The 22,886-nt window shown below is 57.6% G+C and carries 22 protein-coding genes; 7 read left to right on the forward strand and 15 right to left on the reverse strand.

Translation table 11 applies throughout. The annotated features are described in order from the left end of the window. Nucleotides 1-37: 37 nt before the first annotated feature. Entirely contained in the window at nucleotides 38-991 is a 954-nt protein-coding gene (gene metR / locus JLG71_RS26455) for an HTH-type transcriptional regulator MetR (RefSeq protein WP_004097578.1), read from the forward strand. On the opposite strand, the gene JLG71_RS26460 is transcribed toward metR, so the two are convergent. From JLG71_RS26460 to pldB, 3 genes are all read right to left on the reverse strand, one after another. Next, nucleotides 879-1,778 (reverse strand): carboxylate/amino acid/amine transporter, encoded by a 900-nt coding sequence (locus tag JLG71_RS26460; RefSeq protein ID WP_025108396.1) that lies wholly within the window; start codon nucleotides 1,776-1,778, stop codon nucleotides 879-881. The two genes, metR and JLG71_RS26460, sit on opposite strands and share 113 nt — an antisense overlap. An 88-nt stretch (nucleotides 1,779-1,866) precedes the next feature. Next, complete coding sequence (gene yigL / locus JLG71_RS26465) at nucleotides 1,867-2,667, reverse strand: sugar/pyridoxal phosphate phosphatase YigL (RefSeq protein ID WP_025108397.1); 801 nt, start codon at nucleotides 2,665-2,667, stop codon at nucleotides 1,867-1,869. A 43-nt stretch (nucleotides 2,668-2,710) separates the two neighbouring features. After that, on the reverse strand, nucleotides 2,711-3,703 hold the full coding sequence (gene pldB / locus JLG71_RS26470; RefSeq protein WP_004097574.1) for a lysophospholipase L2: 993 nt from the start codon (nucleotides 3,701-3,703) through the stop codon (nucleotides 2,711-2,713). A 109-nt stretch (nucleotides 3,704-3,812) separates the two neighbouring features. Here pldB and rhtB point away from each other — a divergent pair, with 109 nt between their 5' ends. Both rhtB and JLG71_RS26480 read left to right on the forward strand, forming a co-directional pair. Beyond that, nucleotides 3,813-4,433, forward strand: coding sequence for a homoserine/homoserine lactone efflux protein (gene rhtB / locus JLG71_RS26475; RefSeq protein WP_148851793.1), 621 nt, complete (start codon nucleotides 3,813-3,815; stop codon nucleotides 4,431-4,433). 162 nt (nucleotides 4,434-4,595) lie between these two features. Next, the gene (locus JLG71_RS26480) at nucleotides 4,596-5,504 is read left to right on the forward strand and encodes an Rpn family recombination-promoting nuclease/putative transposase (RefSeq protein WP_049080719.1); all 909 of its coding nucleotides are present in this window, start codon (nucleotides 4,596-4,598) and stop codon (nucleotides 5,502-5,504) included. Between the two features lie 41 nt (nucleotides 5,505-5,545). Here JLG71_RS26480 and rhtC read toward each other — a convergent pair whose 3' ends face one another. The 3 genes from rhtC to pldA form a co-directional block, all read right to left on the reverse strand. After that, nucleotides 5,546-6,169: a threonine export protein RhtC gene (rhtC, locus tag JLG71_RS26485; protein WP_004097571.1), complete on the reverse strand. Its 624-nt coding sequence runs from the start codon at nucleotides 6,167-6,169 to the stop codon at nucleotides 5,546-5,548. A gap of 61 nt (nucleotides 6,170-6,230) precedes the next feature. Beyond that, nucleotides 6,231-8,057 carry an ATP-dependent DNA helicase RecQ gene (gene recQ, locus JLG71_RS26490; RefSeq protein ID WP_004097570.1) on the reverse strand — a complete coding sequence of 609 codons (1,827 nt, stop codon included), beginning with the start codon at nucleotides 8,055-8,057 and terminating at the stop codon, nucleotides 6,231-6,233. A 67-nt stretch (nucleotides 8,058-8,124) separates the two neighbouring features. Further along, nucleotides 8,125-8,997, reverse strand: coding sequence for a phospholipase A (gene pldA / locus JLG71_RS26495; RefSeq protein ID WP_004097569.1), 873 nt, complete (start codon nucleotides 8,995-8,997; stop codon nucleotides 8,125-8,127). A gap of 155 nt (nucleotides 8,998-9,152) precedes the next feature. Between pldA and yigI the strand changes: the two genes are divergently transcribed. Then, a complete protein-coding gene (gene yigI / locus JLG71_RS26500; protein ID WP_004097567.1) occupies nucleotides 9,153-9,617 on the forward strand; it encodes an acyl-CoA thioesterase YigI in 465 nt (154 codons plus the stop codon). A 49-nt stretch (nucleotides 9,618-9,666) separates the two neighbouring features. Beyond that, entirely contained in the window at nucleotides 9,667-10,560 is an 894-nt protein-coding gene (gene rarD, locus JLG71_RS26505) for an EamA family transporter RarD (RefSeq protein WP_014227470.1), read from the forward strand. A gap of 41 nt (nucleotides 10,561-10,601) precedes the next feature. Here rarD and corA read toward each other — a convergent pair whose 3' ends face one another. The 9 genes from corA to pdxR form a co-directional block, all read right to left on the reverse strand. Next, nucleotides 10,602-11,552, reverse strand: a complete 951-nt coding sequence (gene corA, locus JLG71_RS26510; RefSeq protein WP_004097564.1) for a magnesium/cobalt transporter CorA — start codon at nucleotides 11,550-11,552, stop codon at nucleotides 10,602-10,604. 149 nt (nucleotides 11,553-11,701) lie between these two features. Next, entirely contained in the window at nucleotides 11,702-11,758 is a 57-nt protein-coding gene (gene ysgD / locus JLG71_RS28665; RefSeq protein WP_349817343.1) for a YsgD/CorL family protein, read from the reverse strand. A gap of 148 nt (nucleotides 11,759-11,906) precedes the next feature. After that, nucleotides 11,907-14,069: a DNA helicase II gene (gene uvrD, locus JLG71_RS26515; RefSeq protein ID WP_064378206.1), complete on the reverse strand. Its 2,163-nt coding sequence runs from the start codon at nucleotides 14,067-14,069 to the stop codon at nucleotides 11,907-11,909. 77 nt (nucleotides 14,070-14,146) lie between these two features. Next, the gene (gene yigB, locus JLG71_RS26520) at nucleotides 14,147-14,863 is read right to left on the reverse strand and encodes a 5-amino-6-(5-phospho-D-ribitylamino)uracil phosphatase YigB (RefSeq protein ID WP_014227468.1); all 717 of its coding nucleotides are present in this window, start codon (nucleotides 14,861-14,863) and stop codon (nucleotides 14,147-14,149) included. Continuing rightward, nucleotides 14,863-15,765, reverse strand: a complete 903-nt coding sequence (gene xerC / locus JLG71_RS26525) for a tyrosine recombinase XerC (protein WP_009651718.1) — start codon at nucleotides 15,763-15,765, stop codon at nucleotides 14,863-14,865. The genes yigB and xerC overlap by 1 nt, the downstream gene beginning before the upstream one ends. Continuing rightward, nucleotides 15,762-16,469 carry a DUF484 domain-containing protein gene (locus tag JLG71_RS26530; RefSeq protein WP_025108404.1) on the reverse strand — a complete coding sequence of 236 codons (708 nt, stop codon included), beginning with the start codon at nucleotides 16,467-16,469 and terminating at the stop codon, nucleotides 15,762-15,764. The genes xerC and JLG71_RS26530 overlap by 4 nt, the downstream gene beginning before the upstream one ends. Beyond that, complete coding sequence (dapF, locus tag JLG71_RS26535) at nucleotides 16,466-17,290, reverse strand: diaminopimelate epimerase (RefSeq protein WP_004127458.1); 825 nt, start codon at nucleotides 17,288-17,290, stop codon at nucleotides 16,466-16,468. Before dapF ends, JLG71_RS26530 begins: the two co-directional genes overlap by 4 nt. A gap of 25 nt (nucleotides 17,291-17,315) precedes the next feature. Further along, a complete protein-coding gene (lptM, locus tag JLG71_RS26540; RefSeq protein ID WP_009651708.1) occupies nucleotides 17,316-17,519 on the reverse strand; it encodes an LPS translocon maturation chaperone LptM in 204 nt (67 codons plus the stop codon). Nucleotides 17,520-17,682: 163 nt separating this feature from the next. Beyond that, complete coding sequence (gene pdxR / locus JLG71_RS26545) at nucleotides 17,683-19,143, reverse strand: MocR-like pyridoxine biosynthesis transcription factor PdxR (protein ID WP_200913903.1); 1,461 nt, start codon at nucleotides 19,141-19,143, stop codon at nucleotides 17,683-17,685. 132 nt (nucleotides 19,144-19,275) lie between these two features. On the opposite strand from pdxR, the gene JLG71_RS26550 reads away from it, so the two are divergent. Together JLG71_RS26550 and JLG71_RS26555 are read left to right on the forward strand one after the other, a co-directional pair. Then, nucleotides 19,276-20,922, forward strand: coding sequence for an amidohydrolase (locus JLG71_RS26550; protein ID WP_200913904.1), 1,647 nt, complete (start codon nucleotides 19,276-19,278; stop codon nucleotides 20,920-20,922). 204 nt (nucleotides 20,923-21,126) lie between these two features. Continuing rightward, nucleotides 21,127-22,803: an MFS transporter gene (locus JLG71_RS26555; RefSeq protein ID WP_109241200.1), complete on the forward strand. Its 1,677-nt coding sequence runs from the start codon at nucleotides 21,127-21,129 to the stop codon at nucleotides 22,801-22,803. Nucleotides 22,804-22,886: the final 83 nt, after the last annotated feature.

Consider the following 22,886-nt stretch of genomic DNA (forward strand, 5'->3'; position numbering starts at 1 on the left):
CAAGCGCAAATTATTCATGCCGAAGTGAAGGACTTTCATGATCGAAATTAAACACCTGAAAACGCTCCAGGCGTTGCGGAATAGCGGCTCTCTGGCAGGCGCGGCGGCGGCCCTGCACCAGACCCAATCCGCCTTGTCCCACCAGTTCAGCGATCTGGAACAGCGCCTCGGCTTCCGTCTGTTTGTACGTAAAAGTCAGCCGCTGCGCTTTACGCCGCAGGGAGAGATCCTGCTGCAGCTGGCCAATCAGGTCCTGCCGCAAATCAGCCGCGCCCTGCAGGATTGCAATGAGCCGCAGCAAACCCGGCTGCGTATCGCCATCGAATGCCATAGCTGTATTCAGTGGCTCACGCCGGCGCTGGAGAGTTTCCGCGCCCGCTGGCCGCATGTAGAGGTGGACTTTCAGTCCGGGGTGATCTTCGACCCGCAGCCGGGCCTGCAGCAGGGCGAGCTGGATCTGGTGATGACCTCCGATATCCTGCCGCGCAGCGGCCTGCACTATTCGCCAATGTTTGATTTCGAAGTGCGCCTGGTGATGGCGCCGGATCATCCGCTGGCGACAAAGGCGCGCATCGCGCCCGAGGATTTAGCGACTGAAATGCTGCTGATTTATCCGGTCCAGCGCGCACGTCTGGATATCTGGCGTCACTTCCTGCAGCCTGCCGGGATTAGCCCGCAGCTGAAGAGCGTCGACAATACGCTGCTGTTAATTCAGATGGTGGCGGCGCGAATGGGCATCGCCGCCCTGCCGCACTGGGTCGTGGAAAGCTTTGAGCGCCAGGGCCTGGTGGTGACCAAAACCCTGGGCGAGGGACTGTGGAGCCGACTGTACGCCGCGGTGCGCGACGGCGAGCAGCGCCAGCCGGTTACCGAGGCGTTTATTCGCTCAGCGCGGAACCACGCTTGCGATCATTTACCGTTTGTGCGGAGTGCGGAGCGACCCAGCGTCGATGGACCCATAGCGAGGCCAGGATCACCAGAGCGCCAATAATAAAGCTCGGCCAGCGGGGCTGCGTCTGCCAGATGGCCAGGTTTACCAGCAGCCCGGCAGGCACGTGCATATTGTTCATGATGCCGAGCGTACCGGCATCCACCTGGGTGGCGCCGTAGTTCCACATAAAGTAACCAATCCCGGATGCCGCCACGCCAAGAAAGGCCAGGATGCCCCACTGTAGCGAAGTTTCCGGCATTTTCTGCGCGTTACCCAGCATCGACCAGGCAACCGCCGCCACCAGAAACGCCCCGATGTAGAACCAGGCGAAGGCGTTATGCTGCGGCATCGGACGCGTTTCCATCAGGCGCTTGTACCCCACCATGCCAATCGCGAAGCTGATGTTGGAGAGTTGAACCAGGATCAAACCGGTCCAGAAATGGTTGGTCACCTGGTCATAACGGATGATGCCCGCGCCGATTACCGCCAGCAGCGCGCTGCAGGCGTAGCCCCAGCGCAGGCGACGGCGGCTCATCACATCGTAAATCAGCGTGATATAGAGCGGCGTCAGGACGGTAAACAGCAGAAGCTCCGATACCGTCAGGTACAGATAGGCCTGGAAACTCAGCATATACATAATGCCGAGCTGCATCGCCCCCACCAGCATATACAGGCCGATGGTTGACAGGCTCTGCCCGCGGGTGCGCAGGAAGGGCAAAAACACCAGCGCCGCCAGGCCAACGCGCGCCAGCACCGCAAAATAGCTGTCGACGTGGCCTGCCAGGTATTCGCCATACAGGCTAAAGGAAAAGGCCCACAGAATGGTGGTGATAATCAGTAGCGCCACAATGAATGTCTCATAGAGTAAAGAACACGCATTGTAGCGGAGTGATAGGTTGACGACTGCTCATTAATTAAACAATCGTCAATCTTTTTTAGTCAAGATAGAGTTTACGCAGGTAGTGGGGAACGGCGTCATCGACGTTGCTGCCGATCACTTCCAGCTCAGGATGCAGGTCTTTCAGCCGCTGGTGCGCGTTGGCCATAATGCAGCCCTTGCCCGCCATTGACAGCATTTCCGCATCGTTCATACCGTCGCCGAAGGCGATACACTCTTTCAGGCTATAGCCGAGCATCTTCGCCACGGCCTCCAGCGCATGCCCTTTCGACACGCCGCCCGCCATCACTTCGAGGCAGGTAACGGTAGAGAAGCTCACGTTCACCCGATCGCCCCAGCGGGCGTTGATCGCCTGCTCCAGCGGCAGCAGATGCTCATGCTTATCGCAGGTGAAAAAGACTTTGCTGATCCCTTCAGGATCCAGCTCGCCCGGCTCGTACAGCTTGTAGTTAAACACCGCCTCTTTGAAGAAGCGCATCTCTTCCGGACGATGGCGATTCATATACCACTCATCTTCACGATAGACGTTGGTCACAATCGCCGGATCGTTACGCATCATTTCGAACAGGTCGGCGGCGATATCGCGGTCAAGGTTGTGGGCGAAGATCTGCTTCCCTTCGCTATCGTGCACGCGAGCGCCGTTCGAGGTGATCATATAGGATTTAATGCCGAGATTATCGCGAATTTGCCCAACATCGATGTAGTGGCGGCCGGTCGCGAACACGAAGTTGATACCGCGTGCGGTAAGCAGCTTCAGGGTCTCTTTGGCGTAAGGAGTTAAGCAGTGATCGGGAGAAAGCAGCGTGCCATCTAAATCAGACGCAACAACCTGGTACATAAAAATTTTAACCTCTAAGCAGGGCGACGAGCGTTTCGCCGGATTAAGTGTGTCGACCAAAAAAATCGACGATAGCGTTTAGCGCGACCGAGCGCATTGCGTCCTTTTCAAAAAGGATCTCATGGTATGCCCCTTCTATGACAAACGGCTTATCCCCTTCACAGGGATGACCGCCAGCGGCGCGAAGTTCACAGTAGCGATCGTGCATACGGTTATCGACCACCCGCTCTTCTTCCGCCTGGAGCAATAATGTTGGCGTGACGTCTTTCTCCGCACCGGCCAGCACCTCTTCGCCGGCGAGGATCCCCTCGCGCACCCAGTGGAACGTCGGCCCGCCGACCCGCAGCTGCGGCTCATCGGCGTAAAAGCGCAGGTTGCGGCGATAGCGTTGACGGCTGTGCGTCAGTACGTTAACCGCAAAGGGCAGCGCCCGCCAGCGGCCGGTACCGAGGGCATACTCTTCACGAATGCGCTGATGGCCCTCAGCCCAATCGAGAATATGGCGCACCATCCAGTCAGGCAGGCGCATAACGATGCCGAACATCGGCGCACAGAGCGCCATCGCGTCGCAATGCTGGTGGTAGCGCTGCAAAAATAGCGTCGCAATGGCGCCGCCCATGGAGTGGGCCAGTATAAACCGTTTCCGCCAGCGTCCGGGCGCCACCTGCTGCTGCCAGAACGCGGCGAGATCGTCGACGTAATCGCTGAAATTAACGACGTGCCCGCGGTGGGTATCTGAAAGCATGCGTCCGGAGCGCCCCTGGCCGCGATGATCGATAATCATCACGTCAAAACCGCTGCGGAAAAGATCGTAAGCCAGTTCGGCGTACTTAACGTAGCTTTCAATGCGACCCGGACAAATAACCACGACCCGGTCATGACTTTTGGCGCAGAAGCGAACAAAGCGCACCGGAACGTTATCCACGCCCGTAAATTCAGCCTCTTCCCGCTGACGCCAGAAATCGGTCAGTGGCCCCATGGTAAAGGCCGCAAACGCGTTTTCTCGTGTTTCCCAGTCCTTTTGCTGCAAAAACATCGGGCTTACACCCCTGATAACCGCTGAAAATCGTTTTTTTATCGTGCATCACACAATGCTTACACAATAGCGTATTGTGGCATAAAAACAGACAATCAGGGAGTTTCTCATGACGTTCGAGTGGTGGTTTGCCTATCTGCTGACATCTCTTATTCTCAGCCTGTCGCCGGGATCCGGGGCGATAAATACCATGACCACCTCAATCAACCACGGTTATCGCGGCGCGGCGGCTTCTATTGCCGGGCTACAGACCGGGCTCGGCATTCATATCGTGCTGGTGGGCGTTGGCCTGGGTACGCTTTTTTCCCGTTCGCTGTTGGCCTTTGAAATCCTGAAATGGGCGGGCGCCGCTTATCTTATCTGGCTCGGCATTCAGCAGTGGCGAGCCGCGGGTTCTCTCGATCTGAATACCCTTGCGCAAGCGCAGAGCCGCGGCAAACTCTTTAAGCGCGCGGTGTTCGTCAACCTGACCAACCCAAAAAGCATCGTGTTCCTCGCCGCGCTCTTCCCGCAGTTTATCGTACCGAATGAGCCCCAGGTGATGCAGTACCTCGTGCTCGGCGTCACCACCATCGTGGTCGATATTATCGTGATGATTGGCTACGCCACGCTGGCGCAGCGCATCGCCGCGTGGATCAAAGGGCCCAAACAGATGAAGGCGCTAAACAAGGTTTTTGGATCGCTGTTTATGCTGGTCGGCGCCCTGCTGGCCTCCGCGCGCCACGCCTGATGGATGGAAGCACGCTCGCAAATTATCGTTAGCTTTGCGGGTATAGCGACATCCTCAGCCGAGCAGGCGGGCAAAGAACAAAGATAATTTTTTTGCCCGCTGTTGAACTCGCAGCGCCAGTGCCAGAATGCCGCCAGATTCTCTTCTTCATGGACGAAAACGATGGCGGAAGCGGCAACCCCTCACGATGCGGTATTCAGAACTTTTCTCTCCCGTGTGGAAACCGCACGGGATTTTATCGAGATCCATCTGCCCCCCTCACTCATGCAAATTTGCAAACTGGATACCCTACGCCTTGAGTCAGGAAGCTTTATTGAAGATGATCTGCGCCCCTTCTACAGCGATATCCTCTATTCTCTGGAAACGACCAGTGGTTGCGGCTATGTTCACGTTCTGATTGAACATCAAAGTTCGCCAGATAAATTAATGGCGTTTCGTTTAATGCGCTATGCCATCGCTGCTATGCAGCGGCACATAGAAGAAGGGCATAAAACGCTACCTCTGGTGATCCCGATTCTTTTTTATCAGGGACGGCGAAGCCCCTATCCCTGGTCGCTGGACTGGCTGGAGAACTTTGCCGATCCGGATACTGCGCGCCAGATTTACTCCACCGCCTTTCCGCTGGTGGACATCACCGTTATTCCCGATGACGAAATCATGGAGCACCGGAGTATGGCGGCCCTGACGCTGGTACAAAAGCATATATGGCAGCGCGATATGGCCGAGCTCGTCGACAAGCTCACCAGCCTGCTGTTGCTGGAACAGATGAGCAGACAACAAATTACCGTACTGATAAAATATATGGCCCAGGCGGGAGAAGAGCAGGATGTTCGGCCGCTATTATATGAGCTGGCACAGCGGGTGCCGCAACATGGAGGTGTACTGATGACTCTGGCAGAAAAGTGGCTTGAGGAAGGTATGCAGAAGGGCATTAAGGAAGGCATAAAAGAGGGCAAACGCGCTGCGCTTCTTAACGTCGCAAAGGCCATGCTCGAGCGGGGCATTGATACTACTGCGGTTATGGAAATGACCGGTCTGACGTCCGACGATTTGCAGCAGCTGCGTCATTAATATCCGGCCCGTCCATAACCCTTGGGCGGGCCGCAGAACGCTTAGCGCGAAATAATCAGGTGAATACCAAACCCGGCAAACAGAGTACCGGCAATGCCGTCTATCCACTTCGCCATCCGCTGATAGCCGCGGCGCATGCCCGGTAGGGCGAACAGGCTGGCGACCACCGTAAACCAGGCCAGCGTCTCCAGAACAATCAGCAGGAAAATCCCCCAGCGCGCGCCGGAACTGACGCTGTCGCCGACAAACAGCGAGAACACGGAGCCAAAATAGATAATCGCTTTTGGGTTAGCCAGATTGGTCAGCAGCCCTTTCAGGAAGCTCCGGCCGCTGCGCGCCAGTTCGACCTGAGGCTCTACCGCCGCTGCCGCTTCGCTTTTTTTCAGCGCGCCGCGCAGCATCTGGAAGCCCATCCAGCACAGATACAGACCGCCGCCGACCATAATAATGGTATGCAGCCAGGCCATCTTCTCGATAATCAGGTTCAGGCCGAGCAGCGCTACGCCCGCCCATACCATCACTCCGCAGGTGATCCCCAGCACGCCCATCATCGCCTCTTTGCGGGAGCGGCTAACGGCGGTTTGTGAAACAAAGAAGAAGTCCGGGCCAGGACTCATCAGCGCAATGATATGCACCAGCGCCACGGTGAAAAAAAGCGTCAACATAATTAACTCGCAGGAAAATAGTCAGGACGAAAACTATATTTACACTTTTTCGTCTGGCTGACTACTCATCATCGCCATCCACGTGCGCGCGAATCAGGGCCATAAACTCTTTACCAAAACGCTCGAGCTTACGCGTGCCAACGCCGTTGACGCTGAGCATCTCCCCGGCCGTCAGCGGCGTTTGCTCAGCCATTTCAATTAGCGTCGCATCGTTAAACACCACGTAGGGCGGGATATTCTCTTCGTCGGCAATCGCCTTACGCAGTTTGCGCAGCTTGGCGAACAGCTTGCGATCGTAATTACCGCCAAAGGATTTCTGCATCGCTTTCGGCTTCAGCGCCACAATACGCGGCACGGCAAGCTGTAGCGTCACGTCGCCGCGCAGGACCGGACGCGCGGCCTCGGTAAGCTGTAGCGCAGAGTGCTGGGCTATATTCTGCGTAACCAGGCCTAAATGAATAAGTTGACGGATCACGCTGACCCAATGCTCGTGGCTCTGTTCGCGCCCAATGCCGTAGACCGGCAGCTTGTCGTGCCCCATATCGCGAATACGCTGGTTATTGGCGCCGCGCAGCACTTCCACCACGTAGCCCATACCAAAGCGCTGATTGACGCGGTAAATCGTCGACAGCGCCTTACGCGCGTCCATTAAACCGTCGTACTGTTTCGGCGGATCGAGGCAGATATCGCAGTTGCCGCAGGGCTCCTGGCGCCCCTCGCCAAAGTAGTTGAGCAGCACCAGACGGCGGCAGGTTTGCGCTTCGGCAAAGGCCCCCATCGCGTTGAGCTTATGGCGTTCAATGTCCTGCAGAGGCCCGGCGGGTTTCTCCTCAAGGCAGCGTCGGAGCCACGCCATATCCGCCGGATCGTAAAACAGCATCGCCTCGGCAGGCAGCCCATCGCGCCCGGCGCGCCCGGTCTCCTGGTAATAGGATTCAATATTGCGGGGGATATCGAAATGCACCACAAAACGGACGTTCGGTTTGTTGATACCCATACCGAAGGCTACCGTCGCCACCACGATTTGCAGGTCGTCGCGCTGGAATTTCTCCTGCACGTCGGCGCGGATATGGTTTTCCAGCCCGGCGTGATAGGCCGCGGCGCTGATGCCGCGGCTTTGCAGGCGAGCGGCGGTGTCTTCCACTTTTGAGCGGCTATTGCAGTAGATAATGCCCGACTTACCGCGCTGGTCCTGCACGTAGCGCATCAGCTGATCCAGCGGCTTAAACTTCTCCATCAGCATATAGCGGATGTTGGGTCGGTCGAAGCTGCTGACCTGAATGAGCGGGTCGTTTAGATCCAGCAGGCGAACAATGTCGCGACGCGTCGTATCATCGGCGGTAGCGGTCAGCGCCATAAACGGGATTTGCGGTATCCGCTGGCGCAGCTGCCCTAACGCGGCGTATTCCGGACGGAAATCGTGCCCCCACTGGGAAATACAGTGCGCCTCGTCCACCGCCACCATCGACAGATTCCAGTGCGTAAGATGCTCAAGGAAGTTATCCAGCATCAGGCGCTCCGGGGCGATATACAGCAGGCGAATCTGCCCGCTGCGGCAGCCGGCCATCACCTCCTGCTGCTGCTCCCGGCTCTGGGTTGAGTTCAGGCACGCCGCCGCCACGCCGTTAGCCAGCAGCTGATCGACCTGGTCCTTCATCAAGGAAATAAGCGGCGACACCACGACGGTGAGACCGCCCAGTACCAGCGCCGGAACCTGATAACACAGCGACTTGCCGCCGCCGGTTGGCATCACCACCAGGCAATCGCGCCCGGCCAACGCCGTATCAATGATAGTTTCCTGGCCCGGGCGAAACTGCTGGTAGCCGAAGGTCTCTTGTAAAACCTGCTTAGCCAGCGATTCCTGATTCAATACTTCCGCCTGCGCCACGTTGACCCCATATGCCTGAAAAGAAAACAGGCGCTATTTTCAGCGCCTGAGAGCCAGAGTGCAACGATTAAAACAGATCGTTGAGCATCAGCCCGACGCCGACGCGGGTCTGATTGAAGTTATAATCGATGAGCGACTCGCCATAACCGCTATAGACCTGAGTATAGACGCGCACGTGTTTGGTGATCGGATAGCTCACCCCAAGCTCGGCGCCGCCGTAGCCGGTATTCCAGTTATATTGCCCCTGGGCGCTGAGGATGGCGTCGCCCAGCTGATAACCCACTTTCAGCCGGTAATACCCCATATATTTGGTGATATCCGGATTATCGTCGGTGCTGCCAATCACGTACCAGGGCTTCACCTCAACCAGCCAGTTGCCGTTTTGCGCCATCAGCCGGGTATAGAGGCGGTTCCAGCTGCGGGAGGTGGGATCGGAACGGCCGTTAGAGTCGTGGTTATAACCCATCTCAACGTCGCGCAGCGTCCAGCCGGCGAACGAGTAATCGGTCGCAAACCCGAGGAACAGCTGCGGCTCATAGTTGGTTTCGCGAAACGGCGCGGACTCTTTGCTGTTGGAGAGCTGCCACCAGGATTTTTGCGTATAAGAAGCGCCCAGCAGCGAATTCTCACCGAGGATCCCTCGCCACAGCGGAAACGCCAGGCTGAGCTGGAACTTCACTTCATCTTTACGCGCATTTTCGGCCCAGTCGTAGCTACGAATCGCTTCTTTATTGAGATCGCTGGTCCACGTATAGAGCAGATAGTTGCTCTCGTAGGGATAGAGCAGGAACGGATTATCATGGTCCTGTAACAGATTGGCGATAATGCTCCCGCGAACGACCGGAGCGTCGTGGACCTGTTTATTCACCGGCGCGTCCTGCGCCAGAACGCCGGCCGGAAGCGCAACAAGCGCCAGCAGGCAGGCCAAAGAGATACGCATTGCTGTTCTCCTGGATGGATATTTATTATTTCTGTTTAACCCAGGCAGCATTCTACCTATTTATGCGGCATCTGACCTGTTATCCGTTCTTAAAGTAGAAATCAATATTTTAGAAGCATAAAATCAACATTTCATTAACTTATGGAAGTGTTGTTATGTCTGAACTGACCGCCGCCGCCGCCCTGAAGCTGGTGGGAGAGATCTTCGTCTACCATATGCCGTTTAATCGTGCCTTAGGGCTGGAGCTGGAGCGCTATGAAAAGGAGTTTGCCCAGCTGAGTTTCAACAATCAGCCGATGATGGTGGGCAACTGGGCGCAGAGCATTTTACATGGCGGCGTGATCGCCTCAGCGCTGGACGTCGCTGCGGGGCTGGTATGCGTCGGCAGCACGCTGACTCGCCACGACACCATCAATGAAGAAGAGCTGCGCCAGCGCCTGTCGCGGATGGGCACTATCGATCTGCGCGTCGACTACCTGCGTCCGGGCCGCGGGGAACGCTTTACCGCCACCAGCAGCCTGCTGCGAGCCGGTAATAAAGTGGCGGTGGCCCGCGTCGAGCTGCATAACGAAGAGCAGGTGTATATCGCCAGCGCCACGGCGACGTATATGGTGGGTTGATCGGCCTAAATCGAGTAACATCTCTCTCTTTGGCAATGGATTTGTACCGATGGACGCTAAACAAACGCGGGTGGGGATTCTTCTGGCCCTGGCCGCCTATTTTATCTGGGGTATCGCGCCGGCGTACTTCAAGCTTATCTACTATGTTCCCGCCGATGAAATTCTGACTCACCGCGTGATCTGGTCCTTCTTCTTCATGGTCGCGCTGATCAGCATCAGCCGTCAGTGGCCGCAGGTCAAAAGGCTGCTGAAAACGCCGAAAAAGGTGTTCCTGCTGGCGCTCTCTGCGGTGCTGGTGGGCGGCAACTGGCTGCTGTTTATCTGGGCGGTGAATAACCATCATATGCTGGAAGCCAGCCTGGGCTATTTTATCAATCCGCTGGTGAATATTCTGCTGGGGATGATCTTCCTCGGGGAGCGCTTTCGCCGGATGCAGTGGCTGGCGGTGCTGCTGGCCGCCTGCGGCGTGCTGGTACAGCTCTGGACCTTCGGCTCGCTGCCGATTATCGCGCTGGGCCTGGCGTTCAGCTTCGCTTTTTACGGCCTGCTGCGTAAAAAGATCGCCGTGGATGCGCAAACCGGGATGCTGTTTGAGACGCTCTGGCTGCTGCCGGTCGCCGCGATTTATCTGTTTGGTATTGCCGATAGCCCGACCAGCCACATGGGGCAGAATCCGTGGTCGCTGAACCTGCTACTGATGGCGGCGGGCGTGGTCACCACCATCCCGCTGCTGTGCTTTACCGGCGCGGCAACCCGCCTGCGCCTCTCCACGCTGGGATTTTTCCAGTATATCGGCCCGACGCTGATGTTCCTGCTGGCGGTAACCTTCTACGGCGAAGTGCCGGGCGCGGATAAAATGGTAACCTTCGCCTTTATCTGGGTGGCGCTGGCGATTTTCGTGATGGATGCGGTTTACACAATACGCCGTACGCGTAGGGCATAAAGCCAAGCTGGTACGCAAAAAAGGAGCCGAAGCTCCTTTTTTTACAGCCAGTTTTTACGCTTAAAGTACAGATACGGCGCCAGGCCGGCGAGCATCATAAAGACAATCGCGCCGGGATAGCCAAAGCTCCAGTGCAGCTCGGGCATAAACTCAAAGTTCATCCCATAGCTGGAAGCCACCAGCGTCGGCGGCAGGAACACCACGGAGACCACCGAGAAGATCTTGATGATGCGGTTCTGCTCAATGTTGATAAAACCCATCGCCGCCTGCATCAGGAAGTTAACCTTCTGGAACAGCGATTCGTTGTGCGGCAGCAGGGATTCGATGTCGCGCAGGATCTCACGCGCCTGCTCCAGCTGACCGGCCGGAAGGCGGGCTTTGCGCACGAGGAAGTTCAGCGCACGCTGGGTATCCATCAGACACAGGCGGACTTTCCATCCGATATCTTCCTGCTCCGCCAGCGTCGAGAGCGCCTCATCGTAATCATCGCCCTGACGACCTTCCATGATCACCCGGCTGAGCTTTTCCAGGTCGCTATAGATGTTTTCAATTTCATCCGCCAGCTGCTCGATTTTGGTTTCGAACAGGTCCAGCAGCAGCTCGTAAGCGTTGCCGTCCACCATCGACTGGCTGCGGGCGCGCATGCGATACAGGCGGAAAGCGGGCAGCTCCCGTTCGCGCAGGGTGAACAGACGCCCTTCGCGGATAGTAAACGCGACGGTAGAGTTACCGGCGTGATCCTCTGCATCTTCAAAAAAGAAAAATGAGTGGATATGCAGGCCGTCTTCATCCTCAAAGAAACGCGCTGACGCTTCGATGTCTTCCAGCTCCGGGCGCGTCGCCAGGTTCTGACCCAATTCCGTTTGCACGCGGCTTCGTTCATCGTCGTCAGGCTCGACCAGATCGACCCACACCGAACTGGCGAGGTGCTTGATCTCGTCGGCTTCCAGACGCGTTAAACGATTGTTTTCCAGTTGAAATGCGCTCAGCATGACCGGGACTCCCAATGCAAAAAATTATCGGACAGTTCGGTGGGCACACAGAAACAATTTGGGTTTCAGACCATTAAGCCTGACTCAGAGCGACGGGAATAGAACGGGTCGCCGACAACCGCTAAGGCTATCAGCATAAGAGGATAGCCTTAGGAGTTGTTCCTGATGGGCAGGAAATTGAGCCAGCATCTACTGGGTGTGTCCAAGGCGAATGTCCTCTTAGCGTAATCGTGCGCGCATGTTACGCCAGCGCAAAAACGGCGTCAACACGCAACGGAACGCTAAAGAGCAAATCAAGCTCCTTAACGTATAAAGGTAGCAGAATATTACAAAATAATGATACTTTTCTTACTGTTACACTGTTTCAAGCCGGGCATACGCCGCGACCAGCCATTTAATCCCCTGCCCCTGAAACGCAACCTGCAGGCGGCTGTGTTCGCCACTGCCTTCGAGGTTCACGATCGTGCCTTCGCCAAACTTGGCATGGCGCACGCGCTGGCCCAGCTTATAGCCGGTGTCGTTTTCCGCCATCGGCGTCCCCATCCGCTGATGGCTGACCGGACGGCTCACCGTGGCGCGCAGCCGCACCTCTTCCACGCACGACTCCGGCAGCTCGCCGATAAAGCGCGACGGACGGTGATAAACCTCTTTGCCATACAGGCGGCGGGTTTCCGCATAGGTCAGCGTGAGCTTCTGCATCGCACGGGTGACGCCGACGTAGGCCAGACGGCGTTCTTCTTCCAGGCGGCCGCCCTCATCAAGCGCCATCTGGCTCGGGAACATCCCCTCTTCCACGCCGACGATAAAGACCTGCGGGAACTCCAGCCCTTTCGCCGAGTGCAGGGTCATCAGTTGTACCGCATCCTGCCAGGTATCCGCCTGCCCTTCTCCCGCTTCCAGCGCCGCATGCGAGAGGAACGCCTGCAGCGGCATCAAATCTTCATCTTCTTCGTTGTAGCTGAACTGGCGCGTTGCCGTCACCAGCTCCTCTAAGTTTTCAATGCGCGTCTGGCCTTTCTCGCCTTTCTCCTGCTCGTACATCATGCGCAGGCCGGAGTCTTTAATCACCCGATCGGTCTGCACGTGCAGCGGCATATCGGCGGTTTCCTGCGCCAGGGCGTCAATGAGCTCCATAAAACGCTGCAGGGCGCTGGCGGCGCGTCCGGCAAGCACTTTATTTTTTAACAGCTCGCGACAGGCCTGCCACAGCGTCAGCTGACGGTCGCGCGAGGTCTGGCGCACCACGTCCAGCGTGCGATCGCCGATACCGCGCGTCGGGGTATTGACCACGCGCTCAAAGGCCGCGTCGTCATTACGATTGGCGATCAGGCGCAGATAGGAGAGCGCATCTTTGATCTCCTGGCGTTCGAAGAAGCGCATGCCGCCATAAATACGATACGGCATGCTGGCCTGCAGCAGCGCCTCTTCCAGCACGCGCGACTGGGCGTTGCTGCGATACAGAATCGCGCACTGCTCCAGCGCCCCGCCGTTTTCCTGCCAGGTTTTGATGCGGTTGACGACAAAGCGCGCCTCATCAAGATCGTTAAACGCGCAGTAGAGCGAAATCGGCTCGCCGTCGGCGCCGTCGGTCCACAGCTTTTTCCCCAGGCGCCCGCTGTTGTTTTCAATCAGGGCGTTGGCCGCGCTGAGAATATTGCTGGTCGAGCGATAGTTTTGCTCGAGGCGGATAGTTTCCGCGCCGGGGAAATCGTTGAGGAAGCGCTGGATGTTCTCCACCTGCGCGCCGCGCCAGCCGTAAATGGACTGATCGTCATCGCCGACGATCATCACCTTGCCGGTATCGCCCGCCAGCAGGCGGATCCACGCGTACTGAATGTTGTTGGTATCCTGAAATTCGTCCACCAGGATATTGGTAAAGCGCTCGCGGTAGTGCTGAAGAATGTGCGGCTTGTTGAGCCACAGTTCGTGGGCGCGCAGCAGCAGTTCGGCGAAATCCACCAGCCCCGCCCGATCGCAGGCCTCCTGGTAGGCCTGATAAACCTTCTGCCAGGTCTGCTCAACCGGGTTACCGTAGCTCTGTATATGGTGCGGGCGCAGCCCTTCATCTTTCTGGCCGTTGATGTACCACATCGCCTGACGCGGCGGCCACTGCTTCTCATCGAGATTCATCGCCTTAATCAGACGCTTGAGCAGGCGCAGCTGGTCTTCGCTGTCGAGGATCTGGAAGTCCTGCGGCAGGTTGGCGTCAAGGTGATGAGCGCGCAGCAGCCGGTGCGCCAATCCGTGGAAAGTGCCGACCCACATACCGCCCTGGGTGGTACCCATCAGTTGGCCAATACGATGGCGCATTTCCGCCGCCGCTTTATTGGTAAAGGTCACCGCCATAATGGAGTAAGGGGAACAGTGCTCAACGCTCAGCAGCCAGGCGATGCGGTGTACCAGCACGCGCGTCTTACCGCTGCCCGCGCCTGCCAGAACCAGCATATTCGTACGTGATGCCGCAACGGCTTCACGCTGTTTGTCATTAAGGCTGTCGAGCAGATAAGAAACGTCCATTGGCACCGCCGGAAATGAGACGCCCGGCAACGTTCAGTCCACCGGGCTACTGTTAATTTATACAGAACTACTGACGATTATATCAGCGAGGTCAGAGATGCCAACCGTGAAATTTCGATGTGCGGTAACAGGCGGCTGTCGGCGGTGCGCATCAGGTCTGCGCCCTGCGGTTTGATCCAACAGGCCTGCATGCCGCAACGAATGGAGCCCGCCACGTCGGTCGTCAGATCGTCCCCGACGTGCAGAATCTGCCCCAGAGGCAGCGCCAGCCGCTCGGCTGCGAGATGATACATATCGGCAAAAGGCTTAGAGCGCCCGTCCGGACCGGCGCGCAGCACGAAGCGGAAGTAGTCGCTCAGGCCAAAAAGCTCCGGCTGGGCATTACCATTGGTAATGGCCACCAGCGGCCACTTTTCCGCCAGCTGCGCCAGCGTATCGTGCGTCTCCTGCGGGACATCGATCAGGCTGCGCCAGTGGGCGAAGTTCGCCATCGCTTCCTCGGCCCCCGTTTTCGCCAGCGCCGCAGAAAGCCCGGCGTTGATCATCCCCAGCTCCAGCGCGCGGCGGCGCCACTCGGTGACATCGTGGTAAATTTCCGGCTCTGACGCCAGCAGCGTCTGGCGCAGCCGGTTGAGTTCGCTGGCGTCAAATTGACTCAGCGACGGGTGGTAGCTGCGCACAAAGCTCAGCGACTCATGCAGCGTTCGGTCAATCACCGGACGGTTGTCATAAAGGGTATCGTCCAGGTCAAATGTCAGTGCTGAAATCTGGCCCAGAGGTCGGTAAAAACGCATTATTTCCCCCGTTTGGCGCGCGGATGCGCCGCATCGTACACCGACGCAAGGTGTTGAAAATCAAGATGGGTATAAATTTGAGTGGTGGACAGATTCGCATGACCCAGCAGCTCCTGCACCCCGCGCAGATCGCCGCTCGACTCCAGCATATGGGTCGCGAAAGAGTGGCGCAGCTTATGCGGATGCACGTGGCTGTTGAGGCCCTGCTTAATGCCCCATTCGGCAAAGCGCTTTTGCACGTTACGCGCGGAAATTCGCTTACCCAGCTTTGATAAGAACAGGGCGTCTTCATCAGCGCCGAACAGGCCGCGCAGGTCGAGCCAGTGCTCAATCCACACCACCGCGTTGCGGCCAATCGGCAGGCGGCGCTCTTTGCTGCCTTTGCCCATCACCCACACCTCGCCGGATTCCAGATCGAGGTGCTTAATGTCGAGATTCACCAGCTCCGAGAGACGCAGTCCCGCGCCGTACATCACTTCCAGCATCGCCCTGTCGCGTACCGCCAGCGGATCGTTAAGATCGATATCCAGCAGTCGGTTAACGTCGTCGACGTCGATATTTTTTGGTAAATGGCGCGGTGTTTTCGGCGCCGAAATCCCCTTCGCCGGATTCGCGGCCAGTTCGCCCTGGCTCACCAGCCAGTCAAAGAAGCTGCGTAAGGCGGAGAGACGTAAAGCCAGGCTGGCTGGCCCCAGCCCCTGGCGACGGCTGCGCACTGCCAGGCTACGGACCTGGGCAGCATCGCACTGCTGCCAGCTTTTCAGCCCGGCGCTATCCGCCAGCGCGATAAGCGTCTCAAGCTGGCGGCGGTAGTTCAGCAGCGTTATCGGGCTCAGCTGACGCTCCACGCCGAGATAGCGTAAAAAGCGTTCTACGGGCGTAAACAGCGGTGAGTCGGTCATGCGCGCTCGATCCAGCGCTCCAGCAACCCCGGGAGCATCGACGCAATTTCCTGCAAAAGCTGCGTTCCCTGACCTTGCTGATAGTGCTGAGGGTCGCGACTGCTGAACAGCATCACGCCGGGCGCTTCATCTCCCCCCAGCAGCGACATCGCCACCGAACCCACGGCTTTTGCTTCCGGCAGCACCACCAGCAGTTCCGGGCCGTTTAATGGGCCAAGATAATGGCGCTGTTGCCCAAGACGCTGAATGCGAATCGGCTCAAACGCCTGACGGCTTATCGCCAGATGAGTGAATTTGGAGGGCGCGCCGAGCCGCCAGCTGTCGGGAAACAGGCGCACCGTGGCGCCCGCCAGGCCCAGCTCGCGCGCCCAGCGATGAAAGCGGTTCAGCATTTCATCAAGGCTATCGGCCGCCGCCAGCCGCGTCTGGAGATCAAACAGGCGCTGAAACAGGCTTTCGTTAGCCGTCGCCTGGGCCATCAGCAGCGTCATATTCTCTTCCAGCACGTTGATATGGTTCCGCGCCCGCGCCATGTGCCATTCCACCAGCGAGACCGAACCACGTACCGGATGCGGCACCGACATATGCTCCACCAGCGCCGCATTACGAATAAAGAATTCAGGATGTTGCAACAGATAGTCCACCACTGCGCGATCGTTCAGCTCGCTGGCGAGTTCCTGCTGTTCTTCCCCGACTTGTTTCATAAATGAATAAATCCGTCATAGACATGTGCCGCCGGGCCAGTCATATACAGCGGTTGGCCCGGACCTTTCCAGGCGATATCAAGACGCCCGCCGGGTAATTCCACGCGGACCTCCTCGCCCAGTAACCCCTGCTGGATACCGACTGCCGCCGCCGCGCAGGCGCCGCTGCCGCAGGCCTGCGTTTCACCCGCGCCGCGTTCATACACGCGCAGGCGAATATGGGAGCGGCTGACCACCTGCATAAAGCCGATGTTCGCCCGCTCCGGGAAGCGCTCGTGGTTTTCCATCACCGGGCCGAGCGTTTCCACCGTCGCGGTTTCCACATCATCGACCTGAATAACGCAGTGCGGGTTGCCCATCGACACCACGCCGCACAATACTGTCTGTTCAGCGGCGCGCATGATATAGGTCTTTTCCGCTTTGTTGGCGCGGAACGGCACCTGCGACGGTTCGAAGTTTGGCTCACCCATATTCACGCGCACCAGATCGTCTTCCGTTACGCTTAATACCATACGGCCGTTCGAGGTACTGACGCGGATGTCACGTTTATTGGTCAGGCCTTTCAGCCGCACAAAGCGGGCGAAACAGCGCGCGCCGTTGCCGCATTGCGCCACCTCGCTACCGTCGGCATTGAAGATGCGATAGTGGAAGTCGAGCTCCGGATCGTAGGGCGGCTCAACCACCAGCAGCTGATCGAAGCCCACGCCAAGATGCCGATCCGCCAGACGACGAATCAGTTCCGGTGAGAAAAAAACATTCTGAGTTACCGCGTCAACAACCATAAAGTCATTGCCAAGGCCATGCATTTTAGAGAACTGCATCATCTACTCCAGCAGCGCGGAACTGTCAGTAATTCACCTGGGTCGGACCACCGCTATCACCGCGATCGTTACGATCCGGCGTAGAGCTCTGGATACCGCTATCAACCGGTTTAGTCGGCGGAGGCGCCGTTTTATCCGCTGGCGGGAAATAGAGCGGCCCTTTCAGACCACAGCCGGTGAGGCTGAGGACCGCAAATAAAACGGCAAGCGCTGGGAAAACGTTTTTCATGGATAGTAGCCCGTAATTCATTCTTTCTGTTTTCTATCATCGCAGGAGAAGACGTAAAAGCAAGCGTTTAGGGCAGCTTTATGACATCTGAAAAGCGGCTTTCCACCAGGGTTACAGCGCAAACGCGTTGGTGGATATACGCTGAGTATTCATTTTAGCAGGGTCACTGCCAGCATTTTTTTAGCACCTGTATCGACTGCACAATATCCGCTTCCATCACGCCGGCAAATCCCAGCACCACGCCGTAATGATGGCGGCTTTCAGGCGTACCGGGGATCCACAATGCGCTCAGCGGCGTAATTTCCACGCCTGCCGCCTGGGCCTGGCTAACGAGACGGGTTTCTGTTTCAGCATCATCCAGCGTAATCGCCGCATGTAGCCCCGAGGCCACTTCCGGCATCACGCCAATATGGCTCAGATGCTGATTCCACTCGGCCAGCAGCAGATCGCGACGGCTTTTACTAATTCTGCGCATTCGCCGGATATGAGGCTGGAAATGCCCCTCCGAAATAAAGCTCGCCATCACCTGCTGGTCGTTCATTGGCGGCTGGCGGGTGGATAGCGTACGCAGCAGGTTCAGCGGTTCCACCAGCTGTTGCGGAACCACCATGTAGCCCAAGCGTAGCGCGGGATACATCACTTTGGAAAACGAACCGATATAAATCACCCGATGGCGGTTATCCAGCGCGGCGAGCGGCATCAGCGGCGTGCCGTTATAGCGATACTCGCCGTCGTAATCATCCTCCATAATCCACGCCTGATGCTTTCTGGCCCACTCCAGCAGCGCCATCCGCCGCGATAGCGAGAGCGTCGCGCCCGTCGGGTACTGGCATGACGGGCTCACGTAGACCATCCGGGCGTCGGGATAATCCGTCAACTGCGCCGTCTGAAGCCCCTCATCATCAACGTTAATCGCTTTAATATTCAAACCAAGGCAGGAGAATACGCCCGCCGCCGCCCAGTGGCAGGGGTTTTCCATAATGACGTCCTGCCCGGCGCGCAGCAGCAGCGCGGAACAGAGCATTATCGCCTGCTGTGCGCCAAGGGTAATAATCACCTGGGCCGGATCGCACTTCAGGCCGCGCGAGGTGTGCAGATAGCTGGCGATAAGCTCGCGCAGCTGTAAATCGCCCGCCGGAACGCCGTAACCCATTTGCGCAATGGGTCGCCGCCGCCAGAAGCGGTTTTGCAGGCGCGACCAGGTATCAAACGGGAAATGGTCAATCGCGGGCATGCCGATGCGAAAAGCCTTCGGCGGGCCATCGTGCACAAAATGGCGATTAAACCGCGCCGTCAGCGGCAGGCGCGAGTCGACGCGTAAGGCAGGAATTTCAGGGACGTCGGGGCCTTCGTCAACCTCCTGCCCGCGATAACGTATATAGGTGCCGTCGCCCTGTCGGGTTTCAATTAAATCATCGGCATATAAACGCTCGTAGACCGAGACCACCGTATTGCGAGAAATCCCCAGCAGCCGCGCCAGCTCACGCGTCGCGGGTAGTTTAGCCCCGTGAAGACCGGGCGTATTCACCATCTTCTCTCTCAGGGCGCGATAAAGCTGCTCGCTACGCTTTCTGCCAGCATCCAGCTTTATACCCGTTAAATCAAAAGGCAGAGCAACCGACAAATTGGCACCTTAATATCGTGGGTTTTTGGTCCTGTTATACAACCAATATGACAATTAGCATAGGCGCATTAATACTCATGATGAAAGCGACGCCTTTCATCGCTCTCTGAACCCTGAATGATTGAGCCTACTATGTCAGCATCAGAAATCACGATTTTTGCCGCTAAAAAAATCATTACGATGTGCCCGAACCGCCCGGAGACCACCCATGTCGCGGTGCGCGGCGACCGTATTTTAGGCACCGGCACGCTTGAAGAACTCACCGGCTTTGGCGAATACCAGCTGGACGAGACCTTTGCCGATAAAGTGTTAATGCCCGGCCTGATTGAAGCCCACTCGCACGTCACCGGCGGCGGTATGTGGCAATTCCCCTATGTGGGTTACTACGATCGCCCGGACCATACCGGTAAAGTCTGGAAAGGCTGCCGCTCTTTTGACGACGTCGTCAGCGCGCTGCAGGCGGTGGAACGTGAGATGACCGATCCGCACGCGCCGCTGATCGCATGGGGCGTTGATCCCATTTATTTCGGCAGCGATAAGCTGGGCCGCGAACATCTGGACCGCGTCTCAACCACCCGTCCGGTCGCGGTTATCCATATGAGCATCCACCTGATGGGCGCCAATACCGCCGCGCTGCACGACTGCGGAATATTTGACGACTGCCAGATCGAAGGCGTGGTGAAAAATCAGGACGGTACGCTGCACGGCGAGCTGGTGGAGTTCGCCGCCATGGGGCCAATCCTGAATAAATATGGTTTCTGGGACGAACTCACCACCGAAATCGCCATCGTCAATTTCGGCCAGGAGGCGTTTCGCGCAGGCTGCACCAGCGCAGCCGATATGGGTCTGACCGATTTCAGCAATCCCGAGCTGATGACCAACTACATCCGCATGACCCGTGAAGAGGACTTCCCGATTCGTCTGCTGGTGGCCTACGGTCCTCCTTTCGTCAAAAAACCCTTCCAGGAAGCGCTGGATTTCGCCCCGGACGTCATGCGTCACGGGCATGAAAAAATGCACTTCGGCCCGATGAAAATCTTCCTCGACGGCTCTATCCAGGGTGGGTCAGGACGGATGCTGGAGCCCTTCTATTATCTGGATGGCCACAACGGCGCGTGGAACGCTACGCCGGAAGAGGTGGAGCAGCAGGTCTACGACATCATGTCCCGCGGCTACCAGGTTCACTGCCACTGTAACGGCGACGAGGCCTCGGAAGCGTTCATTAAAGCCGTCGAGAAAACCCTGAATCGTATTCCGGCAGTGAACCACCGCGCGGTGATGCAGCACGCGCAGATGCTGCGTGAAGATCAGTTCAAACGCATCAAAGAGATGGGTATGGGCGTGAACTTTTTCAGCAACCACGTCTATTACTGGGGCGATCAGCACTACAGCAAAACCATGGGCCCGGAGCGCGCAATGCGTATGGACGCCTGCGGCAGCGCGGTGCGCCACGGTATTCCTTTCGCCTTCCACAGCGATTGCGGCATCACCCCCATCAACCCGCTGTTCACCGGCTGGTGCGCGGTGAACCGCCTGACGGCATCCGGGCGCGTACTGGGCGAAGCGGAAAAAATCTCCGTCGATCAAGCGCTGCACGCGATGACCCTCGGCGCGGCATGGACCATGAAAATGGACCATCTGATCGGCAGCATCGAATGCGGTAAATATGCCGACTTCACCGTGCTGGAAGACGATCCGCAGGCCATCGAGCCGGTTCAGCTTAAAGATGTGAAGGTCTGGGGCACCGTGCTGGGCGGTAAGAAACAGCAAATCCAGTAATCCTGTTGCGAACATTATCCACCCGGCGGCGACGTCGGGCGGATAGCTATTGCACAAAATCATTCACGTGGCATCAAGGCGGCACCTGAGAGAATCCTCGGTCACTTATTACAGTAAGCGACCGGGGTGAACGCAGGCAGCCAGCACAGAGGCAGCTTGAAGGATGATGTGTAGATTGCCTGAAATTAACCACAGAACACGATCATGACGACAAATTCAGTAATTAACTCTCCCGGCATATCGCGCAACGCGGCCGCCGATACGGCGATGAAATGGTTGCCGCTGCTGGTGCTGTGCCTCGCTCAGCTCTCGACATCCGGCGATAATGCCACGCTGAGCATCGCTACCGGCGCGCTGGTCAAAGACCTGCACGCGTCAATGGATCTCATCAGCATCGCCAACGCGATGTATTCGCTGGCCGCGGGCTCTCTGATGGTCGCCGCCGGGATGGCCGGGCTTATCGTCGGCTGGAAGAAAACCTTCCGCATCGGCTGCGCGCTGCTGTTTCTTGCCGAGCTGACCGCTTATTTCTCACCGAACATGCTGGTCTTCACCTACGGCGCCCGTCTGCTTTCCGGTATTGGCGGAAGCTTTATGATCCCTTCGGTGCTGGGGCTTATCGCCAGTAACTATAAAGGCCGCCAGCAGGCGATCGCCTTTGGCGCTATCGGCGCGGCAAGCGGCGTCTCCTTCGCCGCCGGTCCGTTGATTTGCGGCCTGCTGGTTGACCACCTCGGCTGGCGCGCCGCGTTTGCCGCTATCGCCGGCCTGTGCATCGTTATCTTCAGCGGCTCCTTCCTGGTCCCTACGCCGGCAAAACCTGAACGCAAAGTGGTGTTCGATCTGCCGGGCGTCGTCCTGACGGTTATCGGCCTGTTCAGCGTGATCCTCGGCTTCCTGAAAGTATCAAGCTGGGGTCTGTTTACGCCGTTTAACGCGCCGTTCACCGTCATGGGTCTTAGCCCGGCGCCGTTCCTCGTCCTGTTTGGCCTGATCGTGCTGGCGATTATGCTGAAGTGGGAGCGCCATCGCGAAGCCACCACCGGCAGCGCGCTGATCCCGCTGTCGTTCCTCGCAACGCCGCAGGTGCGTAACGGTCTCTATCTGACGGCGTTTATCTTCCTCGCCTACGGTTCCGGTATTTTTGTGACCGTGAGCTTTGTACAGGTGGTTGCCGGGCTGAACGGTATTGAAACCGGCTTGCTCATTCTGCCGTTTGCGCTGGGCGTCGTGGTCTTTTCGCTGGGGCTGCCGATCGTCTGGAAAAACGCGAATCCGAAACGGATGTGCCAGAGCGCGCTGCTCATCGGCACGCTGGGCTCCGTGTTGTGCATCTTCGGCTTCGGCCCGTCCGATTTCAGCATGATCGTGCCGGTAGGGATGTGTCTGATTGGCGTCAGTATGGGCATCGTTTCCGCCTATTCCAGCTATATTGTTACCAGCGCCCTGCCGGCGCGCGATGCGCAGCAGTCCGGCGGCGTGCAGGCGACTTCGCGTAACGTCGGCCAGGCAATCGGCGTAGCGGTTTGCGGTATGGTGATGCTGACGGCGGTCACCATGACGGTACAGGATATGGCCAGCCACGACGCTTCGCTAAGCCAGGATACACAGCAGAAGGTGGCAAATCTCTCCGTTATTCCTTATCTCAGCGATACGGGTTTCTCAACGCTGATGCTGGACCAGGGCGTGAATCAGAAGGATGTAACGGAACTCAACCAGGTCTATAAAACCGCCCGCCTGAAAGCCACGCGAGCGGGTATGGTCGCCACCGCGGTCATGACGCTGCTGTTTTTATTCGGGACGCGCAATCTTCCCGTCCGCGCCAGGGGTTCTGATGACGCAGCAGGAGAAGAGCCGCGTGCGAAGAAGTCGAAAATCTGAGTTAAGATCGAAAGATAACTAACAATAACGCGCCCCTCCCGCGAGGAAGGGCGCGTTTTGTCGTTTCTATCAAAAAGGAACAC

It is taken from the genome of Klebsiella michiganensis (assembly GCF_015139575.1).
GTDB lineage: Bacteria > Pseudomonadota > Gammaproteobacteria > Enterobacterales > Enterobacteriaceae > Klebsiella > Klebsiella michiganensis.